Below are 11073 nucleotides of genomic sequence, written 5' to 3'. Positions count from 1 at the left end.
TGCATCGTAAGACCTTGTGCTACTCGAAGTCAGTGGAGATGCTCAGTCATTCGATTCGCTTGTTACTGCACTACCTCAAATTTCGAGATGTGCCCATTCCAGTCTAATTCATCTTCTCATTCAGCAATGCCGAACGTTGAAAAGATGATCTCACTTTGATCATGCTGAAGTGCCTTTGCATTCACTCACTGGTTGATCGCGCTATCACATCCTCTAACTGTTGGCACAAGGTAAGCCGCACAGTTACACGATATGAATTCTCTTTCTCATTCTGGTCTTGATATTAGACTCATTTTGAGTCTCAAGCGATAAATTGATATGGATTTAGAAGAAGTGAGCGCCCTTTTGTGATCTGGCAATTTGAATTCACGACTGCACTAAAAAATCGGGGCAGTTTTCACTACCCCGATCGCAGTTATCTATCTTTCAGAATTACAGTTGCGGTACGTAGCGTTCTTTCTCAGGAACGGCGGTGTACTCGGCAACGATTTGACGGAACTCATCGCCATCGATCGTTTCTTTCTCGACCAGTAGATCGACTAAGCGATCGATCACTTCACGGTTTTCGCGAATGATGCGGCGAGTGTCTTCTAAACAATGTTCAACGATCGAGCGGACTTGAGCATCAATTCGAGCGGCAATTTCTTCGGAATACTCAGAGCGAGTCATCCAACCGCCACCCAAGAAGACTTCACCTTGTTGGCTTTCGAGCGAGAGTGGGCCTAAATCCGACATGCCGAAACGAGTTACCATCTGACGCGCCATTCCGGTGACTTGTTGAATGTCACCGCCTGCACCGGTTGTCACTTCAGCATCTCCAAAGATGACTTCTTCGGCTGCGCGTCCGCCCAATGCACCTTTGATGCGGGCGAGAATTTGCGATCGTGAAATCAGCCCTTGATCTTCACTTGGCATGAACCAGGTGAGACCGCGCGCTTGACCGCGTGGAACCAGCGTGACTTTCTGAACCGGATCGTGTTCTTTTACGAGCGTTCCAACGATCGCGTGTCCGACTTCGTGATAGGCAATTAATCGCTTGCTCTTGCTGTCGGTGAGCGGTGTGCCTTCCATGCCAGCGACAACACGATCGACGGCATCATCAATTTCGAGCATGGTGATTGCGTCTTTGCGGCGACGAGCGGTGAGGATTGCCGCTTCGTTTAGCAAGTTTGCTAAGTCTGCACCGGAGAAACCAGGGGTACGACGAGCGATCGCTTCAAGGGAAACTTCAGGTGCAATCTTTTTATTGCGGGCGTGGACGTTGAGAACTTCGAGGCGACCTTTGATATCGGGGACATCAACACTGACTTGGCGATCAAAGCGTCCGGGACGAAGTAATGCAGAGTCTAGAACGTCAGGGCGGTTGGTTGCAGCAATGATGATGATTCCGGTGTTGCCTTCAAATCCATCCATCTCGGTGAGAAGTTGGTTTAAAGTTTGCTCACGTTCATCGTTTCCGCCACCGATTCCTGCGCCCCGTTGCCGTCCTACTGCGTCAATTTCATCGATGAAGATGATACAGGGAGCGTTTTCTTTCGCTTTTTTGAACAGGTCGCGAACGCGGGATGCACCGACACCGACGAACATTTCGACAAATTCGGAACCGGAGATCGAGAAGAAGGGAACGCCTGCTTCACCTGCGATCGCTTTTGCAAGCAGGGTTTTACCCGTGCCAGGAGGGCCGACAAGCAGAACACCTTTGGGAATTCTCGCGCCGACTGCGGTAAAGCGTTCTGGCTTTTTGAGGAAGGTGACGACTTCTTGCAGTTCTTCTTTGGCTTCTTCGATGCCTGCGACATCATCGAACATGACACCCGTTTTCGCTTCCATTTGGAATCGAGCGCGGGACTTGCCGAAGTTCATCGCTTGACCTGGGCCGCCAGGGACATTGCCTGATCGCCGGAACAAGAAGAAGAGTCCACCAAGCAAGAGGATCGGGAAGACTAAGTTTCCAAGTAAACCCCAAACTGCGCCATCGTTGCGAATTGGGTGGGAGTCTAGGTTAACACCAGAATTACGGAGACGGGTCACTAATTCAGGGGTGTTGCCGGGGAGATCGACTCGTAAGCGTTGTAGCCGATTATCCAAATCTGGATCAACCGCTTCTACGATCGCCGTTCGACCTCCATCATATAAATCAACGCTATTAATTCGATTTGCGTCCAAATACTCCAAGAACCGCCCATAGGTCATACGGGTGCTGGCAGTGTTTCTGCTGGTATTGGGTGCGGTTGGAGCAATTGATCCTTGCCAGAGGAAAAATCCGACGACAAGCGCGGGAATTGCCCAAAGCAGGATGGTTCTCCAAGAAGATTTCATAAACTAGCAACCTCGCGATACGGCTACAACGGTAAAGATCGTTATTTTCCAAGGACTGTACAGTGCGGTTTTGCTCAGGCTTGAAGCTGAATGAGGCACGAGTACTTTTACGGATTCTTCACCAGGAAATTAATGAGAGGAATCTTAACTAAATGTAACTTAATTCTGAGAGTTCGGGCAATTGAGGTGGGAAGTGGGGAGTGGGGATTAACAATTTTTGTTGACTCCCTACTCCCTACTCGCTAATCGATCGACAAAGCTTGCTCGAAGCGATCGCGATCGTGGCCTTTCTGATTGAGCAGTAGCCAGGACTGCACGAGATCTGGCCCTTGAAGTGCTCCAGTTAGAGCCGCTCGGAGTGATTTCATCACGACTCCTTTTTTAAGGTTTTGCTCTTTCACGACTTGCTTGATTAAGTCTTGAATTGCAGCTTCAGTTAGGGGTGAAGGCATTGATTCTAGAATGGCTTTGATCGCTGTGGCTGCGCCGTCTTGCTGCATTTGGGCTTTGGCATCGTCGGTGTAGTCCAGCGATTGGAACAAGTAGCGCGTCATGTCTACGGCTTCATTCAGACGAGACAGGCTGGGGGCAACAAGAGCGCTGACTTGTTCGAGCCATGCACGATCGTTCTTCTCATCCAACACATAACCCGCCGATTTCCAAACTGGAATTAATAGATCGGTGACTTGATCAATCGGCATTGCGTGAATGTATTGCCCGTTGATCCAGTTCAATTTATCCCAATCGAACTTGGCTCCGGCTTTGTTGACGCGATCGAAGCCGAATTTCTCAGCCGCTTCGGTGAGCGAGAAGATTTCAGTCATCGGTTCGGGGGGCGACCAGCCGAGGAGCGTCATATAGTTGGCGATCGCCTCTGCGGTGTAGCCCATATCTTTAAAGTCAGAAATCGAGGTGACACCATCGCGTTTAGAAAGTTTTGCGCCTGCTTGGTTCAAAATTAGCGGCGTGTGTCCGAATTCTGGTAAGGCTGCGCCGAGGGCTTCGTAGAGTAGGATCTGTTTCGGAGTGTTGCCGATGTGATCTTCACCGCGAATGACGTGGGTGATCTTCATATCAATGTCATCGATGACGACAACAAAGTTATAGAGGGGTTGACCGATTGCTTCACCTTCTGCGGCGCGAGCGATCACCATATCGCCGCCGAGATCACGACCTTTCCAGGTAACAGTGCCGCGAACGAGATCTGTCCAGGAAATTTCTCGATCGTCGTCGATCTTGAATCGAATGACGGGTTTGCGACCTTCAGCGAGGTAAGCGGCTTCCTGTTCGGGTGTGAGATTGCGATGACGGTTATCGTAGCGAGGCGCTTCGTTTTTAGTTTTTTGCGCTTCTCGCATCGCATCGAGTTCTTCTGGAGTATCGTAGGCGCGATAGGCTAATCCTTTATCTAGGAGTTCCTGGATCTTTTCACGGTACAAACTCATCCGAGCCGTTTGATAAACGGGTTCTTCATCCCAGTTCAAACCGAGCCAGGTGAGTCCCTCGAAAATGTTTTGGGTGAATTCGGGCTTCGATCGCTCTAGATCGGTGTCTTCGATGCGGAGGATAAATTTTCCGCCGTGGTGACGGGCAAACAGCCAGTTGAAAACTGCGGTTCTAGCCGTTCCGATGTGGAGATTACCCGTGGGACTGGGTGCAATGCGAACGCGAACGGTCATGAGTCAAATAGAGAATTGTGCATTCTTCATTCTAACGGAGCTTGTTGACCTGAGGTTTGGAGGTTTGATCAAGACTGAACTTCTGCGTACCCCGCAGAAGTTCAAAAGTTTTAATCTCTCTAAGTTTCCCGATTCAAGGTAATTTCAGGCTGTCTATATTAGTTCGTTTAAGTCTCTGGACTAAAAATGGACTAATTTTTTATGCTTGTTTTTCCTCGATCGCACTCTCATTTACCCAAATTCAGTCTGAGCTTTCCCAGATCGATCCTCAACAATTTTGTTTCATTAGTCTTGCTTGAGACTAATGTTGAGTCTAGTTGTGAGTCTCAAAAAATACTATGCACCCCCCGGTCATGTTCTAGACCTGTGGATGAACGATCACACTGCTCGACCAAATTCATAGCGGTTGATGAACAATCCAATCACCACATCGTGCAACCAAATAGACTTGGAGAAACAGATTGTTTTTCGAGCTAAGCGCTTGATCCGCGTGCGGAGCATCAAATGCTTGCGCTCAACCCGTTGAGTATTGGCTTTACCCACAGTGTGCTTTTGAGACTCTAACAAGCGCAAGTATGCCCCCCAACTATCGGTGTAAAAGTGCTTGATGGCAAACGGAGCCAGCAATTGCTGAAGTTCTTTGAGTGCTGCATCTTCATGCGGAGCCAGAACATAAGCTAACACTGCACCTGTGCGATGATCAATGGCGTGCCATAACCAACGCTGCTGTTTCTTGGACTGCACAAAGCTCCACATCTCGTCCATTTCTGCTTCTTCAACTTTGACGACCATCGCGCTCGTCGGTGAACTTTCCATCTGTTGGAGTAGAGCGGTATTGACTCGTTCGAGATGGCGATCTTTTTTTTAATTCCTCAATCACGGTTGTGGGGCTAATTTTCAGCACTCGTGCCGTATCTCGAATGCCACTTCCGTTGACTGCCATATCACTGATTTGCTGCTTGACTTCCGGTAGATAGCCCCGATAACTGTACTCGCGAATGAAAGAGCGGCGGGAACACTCAGCATTGCGGCAACGATAGCGCTGTTTCCCTTCATCGCTTTTGCCATTTTTCACGATGTTTGTACTATTGCAGCTTGGGCAACAAACAGGTTCGAGTACCATGTCTACAAGAACAGCTAGAAACCAATTCTATCCTTGCATATAATACACAGGTCTAGAACATGACCGCACCCCCCTATTAGAAGCATCGAGTCGGCGGCAAGATCGCTCCCGCATTCACCCGATAGAGTCGCTTCAAATCCAGAATTGCTTGTCGATAGCGCACCAACCTACCTCTATCGCTAGTCCCCCTGTAAGTTTCAGCTCCTGAAACCTTCAGAATGCCCTCCTTATCCCAATTGACTAATTCGTCTCTCATTGAATTGGCTGGAATTCGTTGCCGACCAATTCCACCAATTTCCTCTAGCCCTTGAGCGAGAACACGATCGGTAACTGAACCACTCAAACACACACTCACTTCACCGAAGCTGCGAGTATCGTAATACTTGCCAATCACCTGCCCTCTCTGTTTACGAAATAGAAAACAATTGCCCACCACTTCATTAGGAGCAGTCACAGTTCCCGATCGAGGGCGTTGGCTACAGAAGCGGTAATTTCCATCTTTCAAATTATTGCGAAAGTCAAATGCCGCAGGCTGACTCTCAGCTCTAAGCAGAGTCGTGAAGGGAATACAAAGGTTGAAACTTAATATTAGGAGAAAATGACGGTTCATGGTGTTGACTTGAAACATCGGTAATTCGTAAATTTGCAGGCTCAAGTATTTAAACTAAAACAATCGGAATCTATCCGCTCTGCTAAATCCAAAAAACTGGTCATCAGACAGTTTCCGCAGCTTGAAAAACTTCTGTAAGACTGTTTTGCACTATCCCTACTGCCTCAAACCGATCCAGCGAAAAACGCTCTTCGTATACCAATTCAATAGAATTTAATTGATAGTCAAACTAATTCAATTATTTTAATTTCTTCCCTTGAATAGATTTATTACTGAGACAACTCAGCCAGCTACAGTACCGAAGCTAACACCACTTTAAACCTGATAGAATCTATTCGCGACTCTACAAAAAGTTTCAAATCCTATCGCTTCACTTCATCTCTGCTAGCCCCAGCCCCAGCATGTCAACTCACCGGACTGTCCTTGTCGTCTCTGACTCAGATGAGAACGATCGCGAATATGAGCATCAATTACAACAGGACAGAACTGTTGCATACAGAATTTTGAAATGTCAGACCCCAATTTTAGCACTGTCTCAGCTACAGCAAATCGATGCCATTCTCTTAGAGCTTCATTTTCCCCACTCCAATAGCGTTACTCTGCTGCGTCAATTAAAAGAACAAATGGGCGATCGCTGCCCTCCGATCGTTGTGATCGACGATGAAGACACAAAGACCGCAGTCCAGGCATTCAAAAACGGCGCAGCAGACTATCTTGTTAGAGATCAGATCACACCTGATGACCTGCGACTCTCATTGCGGAACGCGATCGAAAACGCAGAGTTACGACGAGAACTGCAACGCAGCCAAGAGCAGTTCCAAACCTCAGTTGAGAATATGCTCGACTGTTTTGGCATCTTCTCAGCCATCCGTGACCGCTCAGGACAGATCTTAGATTTTCGCATCGATTATCTCAATGCAGCAGCGTGCGAAAACAACCAAATGCCCAAGGAAATGCAGATTGGACGCGGCTTATGTGAGGTACTACCAGGTCATCGTGAATCAGGCTTGTTCGATGCATATTGCTATGTGGTGGAAACGGGTGAACCCTTAATTAAAGACTCCCTAATCTACGATGACACCTATGCCGATCGCCGACTGGTGCGGGCTTTTGATATTCGAGTCACCAAACTGAATGACGGCTTTGTTGCCTCTTGGCGCGATGTCACCGATCGCAAATATCTAGAACTCGAGCTAAACCAGACCATAATCGACCTGAAACAACAGCGGAATCGACTAAAACGGCTAATTGATACGGCTCCAATCGGCATTGGCATCGCCACCGCAGGCGGTGACGTGAGCGTTATCAACGACGCCATGCTGCACCTACATGGTTATAGCCGGGAAGAATTTGAGCAGCACGGCATGAACTGGTGTGACTTTGCCCCACCGGAGCTATCCGCACAAACCGAGCAGGCAATGGAACACCTGCGGCAACAAGGCACCCTCCCACCTGGAGAAAAAGAACTGATCCGGCGCGATGGAACACGGCTTCCCATTTGGATCAGTGCGACACAATGGGTAGATGGCATAGATGAGCATGTCGCCTTCGCGATCGATCTCTCTCAGCAAAAACAAGCTGAAGCAGCCATCCAACAACTCAACCAGGAGTTAACCGATCGCGTCTTGGAACTGCAAACGCTATTAGAAATCCTACCCGTCGGTGTCGCTATCGCCACTAATCCAGCCTGCACTGAAATGCAGAGCAATGCTTACATTCGAGAAATGCTCGGCACTCGTTCCGGCGAAAACATCTCCAAGACCGCACCTACTACCGAGCAACCCTCCTATCGCACCTTCCAAAATGGACAGGAAATTCCCCCTGAGAATCTGCCCATGCAGATCGCTGCCAGACTGGGCGTAGAAGTGCGAGATGTAGAGTTTGACATCCTACTCCCCGATGGCGCAATCCGCCAGCTCCTATGCTATGCAACCCCCCTACGCGATGATCAAAATCAAATCCGGGGCGCGATCGGAGCCTTTCTCGACATCTCGGAACGCAGTCAGTCCGCCGTCGCCCTCAAAGCCAGCCAGCAGCGCTACCAAGCGTTAGCCGAAGCCATGCCGCAAATGGTATGGACTGCCGATGCCACCGGAGATGTTAACTACTGGAATCAACGCTGGTATGAGTACACAGGATTCAGCGAAGCGGAGTCGATGGGCTTAGCAGGACTAAGTGCACTTCATCCCGACGATCGCGATCGCACCCTGTCTCAATGGAGTACATCGCTCCTCAATCAAGCACCCCTTGAAATTGAATATCGAATCCGCAGTCACAAGGGCGAATACCACTGGTTTATCTGTCGCGCTGTACCAACCCAAAACGACCAAGGACAAACCACAGGTTGGATTGGCACCGTAACCGATATTGACAGCCGCAAGCAAGCCGAACTTGCTTTGCAACAAAGCCAAGAGCGGCTAAATCTGGCAATGAAAGCCGCCAAAATGGGCAGTTGGGACTGGGATCTTCAAACCAATCGCGTCCATTGGTCTACCAATTTAGAACATCTATTTGGCATGGCTCCTGGTAGCTTTGATGGACGCTATGAAACCGTCAGATCAATGATTCACCCCGATGATCTGCCCTGGATTGAGCAAGCGATTCAGCCTGCACTTCACGATCGAGAAGAATACAACATCGAATTCCGCTTTATTCTGCCGGATGGCACAGTACGTTGGGCACTGGGTCTGGGACAAGTCTTCTATGATGCAGCAGGCAACCCAGTCAAGATGGCTGGAGTGGACATGGATATTACAGAGCGCAAGCAGTCCGCAGAAAGCCTACGCGCTAGTGAACAACGCTTCCGCCTCATGGCAGACAACGCCCCCATGATGATCTGGGTCGCAGATACTACAGGGCATTGCACCTACTTAAGTAAACGCTGGTACGAGTTCACCGAACAATCAGAAGTCGCAGGACTAGGGTTGGGATGGCTCGACGCTGTGCACTCCGAAGATTACGAAGCGACCAGAACAATTTTCTTAAATGCAGTTGAGCGCCACGAAGCATTTCAGACGGAATATCGGCTGCGGGGACAGGATGGCAACTATCGGTGGGTGATTGGAGCTGGACACCCTTGGACTGATCCAGAGAGTCATCAGTTCAAAGGACACATTAGCTCGATCGTCGACATCCACGATCGCAAACTTGCAGAAGAAGCCTTGCACCAGAGCGAAGACCGCCTCCGCATCGCGATCGCCTCTGCTCAGTTAGGCACTTGGGACTGGAATCTGATCACCCGTGAACTCACTTGGGATGTAGGCTGCAAAACCATTCTCGGCTTACCCCCTGAAGCCGACGCTAGCCTCGAAGTCTTTTTTGAGGCACTGCACCCCGACGATCGCGATCGCGCAGAACAGGCAATGCAATGGTCAATCAATTCAGCCAGTGGTGGCGATTACGACGTGGAATATCGCACGATCGGAATTCAAGACCGCATTGAGCGCTGGATTAGGGCAAAAGGACAAGCGTATTTTGATGCGACCGGAAAGCCGCTTCGGATGATCGGTACGATCTTAGACATTACTGAGCAAAAACGATCCGAAGCCGCTCTTGCAGAGCGTCGGGATCATATCGAATTGCTGTATGAAACAACCCGCGATTTGCTTTCTTCTACTCAACCGCTTGCTCTGATTGAAACCGTATTTAGCAAGCTCAAGGATCGAGTGGGACTAGATGTGTATCTCAACTACATCCTGGATGAATCGCAGCAAAAGCTACAGCTTGCTAACTACGGCGGCATCCCAGAGGACGTTGCTCAGCAGATCAAATGGCTAAACATTGGGCAAGCCATCTGCGGTATGGTCGCTCAAGAACGCCGCCAAATCGTGCGGGCAGAGATTCAGCAGTCTGATGAACCGAAATTGGAACTAGCACGATCGCTCGGTGCCACCGCTTGTGCCAGCCAGCCCTTGGTGGTTCGAGAAAAATTGCTTGGCACATTGAGCTTTGGCAGCCTCAGTCGCACTGAGTTTACAGCCTCTGAGCAGTCTCTCTTTCAAGCGATCTGCGACCAAATTGCGATCGCCCTCGAACGCTCCGAACTACTCAACTCCCTCCAGCAGCAGACCGAGGAACTTGTCCGCGTCAACCGCATCAAAGACGAGTTTTTAGCAATTCTGTCCCACGAGTTACGATCGCCCCTCAACCCCATTCTCGGTTGGACAAAGCTACTGCAAGCGGGTAAAGTGAACGCGGCTCAAATGCCTCAAGCCCTCGCGACGATCGAGCGCAACGCCAATCTTCAGACTCAGCTAATTGATGATCTCCTCGATGTTGCCAAAATTCTACGCGGCAAGCTCACCTTAAATATCAACTCTGTCAATCTATCCTTTGTGATTGAAGCGGCGATCGAAACAGTCAGAACAGCATCCACAGCTAAAGCAATTTCACTGCATTCTGTGTTACCCAACATTGGACAAGTAAGGGGTGACGCGGCTCGCCTTCAGCAAGTCGTCTGGAACCTGTTGTCCAATGCGATTAAATTTACTCCTAATAGTGGACAGATAGACATCCACCTAGAACAAGTCGGCAATCAGGCACAACTCACCGTAAGCGACACGGGTAAAGGCATTAGTCCAGAGTTTCTTCCTCACATTTTTGAATCCTTCCAGCAAGAAGATGCTTCGATTACTCGCAAATATGGGGGATTAGGGTTAGGGTTAGCGATCGTTCGTCAGTTAGTGGAAGCGCACGGCGGCACCATTACAGCCGATAGCCCCGGCGAAGAATTAGGCGCAACGTTCACGGTCTTACTGCCCTTGCTCAATGTTCAACCCGCAATCCAGCCATCGATCGAGCCACCCCACCAAGAACTCGATTTAACTGGGATTCGAGTCCTTGGCGTGGATGATGAACCTGATGCCCGCGATCTACTCGCAGTATTACTCACCCAATACGGAGCAGAGGTTTTGATCGTGACTTCTGCCGCAGAGGTACTCTCAAATTTGCCATCTTTTCAACCCAATATATTGGTCAGTGATATTGGGATGCCCAAAGTCGATGGATACACGCTGATTCAACAGGTACGAAGTTTACCCGTCGAGCAGGGGGGACAGATTCCCGCGATCGCGCTCACTGCTTATGCCAGAGAAGATGATCATAACCGTGCAATCAACAGTGGATATCAACGGCATATCACAAAGCCACTTGACCCAGAACAGTTAGTGCAAGCGATCATCACCCTCATAGACTAAATTCGGTGCTGCCCTAGCGAATCTCATCCCAGATGATAATTTGAGACTCAATGTGAGTCTAGAACTGAGACTAATTCAAGAAAATGAGCTTGTACTCCTTCAGCCTGCAAGCTTCTAATCGCGTCTTCACGAGAATGTGCCGCGAGT

5 protein-coding genes and 1 pseudogene are annotated in these 11073 nt (G+C 49.3%); 2 read left to right on the top strand and 4 right to left on the bottom strand.

Annotated elements, in window-relative coordinates; all coding sequences use genetic code 11:
- Nucleotides 1–107: IS1 family transposase (locus H6F51_09835; GenBank protein ID MBD1822793.1), on the top strand; the 107-nt coding region annotated here is incomplete at its 5' end.
- 325 nt (nucleotides 108–432) lie between these two features.
- Here the strand turns inward: H6F51_09835 and H6F51_09830 are convergent.
- The 4 genes and pseudogenes from H6F51_09830 to H6F51_09815 form a co-directional block, all read right to left on the bottom strand.
- Nucleotides 433–2319, bottom strand: a complete 1887-nt coding sequence (locus H6F51_09830) for an ATP-dependent metallopeptidase FtsH/Yme1/Tma family protein (GenBank protein ID MBD1822792.1) — start codon at nucleotides 2317–2319, stop codon at nucleotides 433–435.
- Between the two features lie 242 nt (nucleotides 2320–2561).
- Entirely contained in the window at nucleotides 2562–3998 is a 1437-nt protein-coding gene (locus H6F51_09825) for a glutamate--tRNA ligase (GenBank protein MBD1822791.1), read from the bottom strand.
- Between the two features lie 378 nt (nucleotides 3999–4376).
- Nucleotides 4377–5121 (bottom strand): annotated as a pseudogene (locus H6F51_09820) (IS1 family transposase).
- Between the two features lie 76 nt (nucleotides 5122–5197).
- Nucleotides 5198–5731 carry a hypothetical protein gene (locus H6F51_09815; GenBank protein ID MBD1822790.1) on the bottom strand — a complete coding sequence of 178 codons (534 nt, stop codon included), beginning with the start codon at nucleotides 5729–5731 and terminating at the stop codon, nucleotides 5198–5200.
- A gap of 401 nt (nucleotides 5732–6132) precedes the next feature.
- On the opposite strand from H6F51_09815, the gene H6F51_09810 reads away from it, so the two are divergent.
- Entirely contained in the window at nucleotides 6133–10926 is a 4794-nt protein-coding gene (locus H6F51_09810; protein MBD1822789.1) for a PAS domain-containing protein, read from the top strand.
- Nucleotides 10927–11073: the final 147 nt, after the last annotated feature.

The organism is Cyanobacteria bacterium FACHB-DQ100, from assembly GCA_014695195.1.
Classification (GTDB): Bacteria; Cyanobacteriota; Cyanobacteriia; order Leptolyngbyales; family Leptolyngbyaceae; genus Leptolyngbya.
This window is presented reverse-complemented; position numbering and strand designations above follow the sequence as displayed.

Excerpts from the sequence above, each read along its gene's own strand:
- H6F51_09825 (MBD1822791.1), bottom strand. The coding sequence starts at position 3,998 with ATGACCGTTCGCGTTCGCATTGCACCCAGTCCCACGGGTAATCTCCAC.
- H6F51_09830 (MBD1822792.1), bottom strand. The coding sequence starts at position 2,319 with ATGAAATCTTCTTGGAGAACCATCCTGCTTTGGGCAATTCCCGCGCTT.
- H6F51_09815 (MBD1822790.1), bottom strand. The coding sequence starts at position 5,731 with ATGAACCGTCATTTTCTCCTAATATTAAGTTTCAACCTTTGTATTCCC.
- H6F51_09810 (MBD1822789.1), top strand. The coding sequence starts at position 6,133 with ATGTCAACTCACCGGACTGTCCTTGTCGTCTCTGACTCAGATGAGAAC.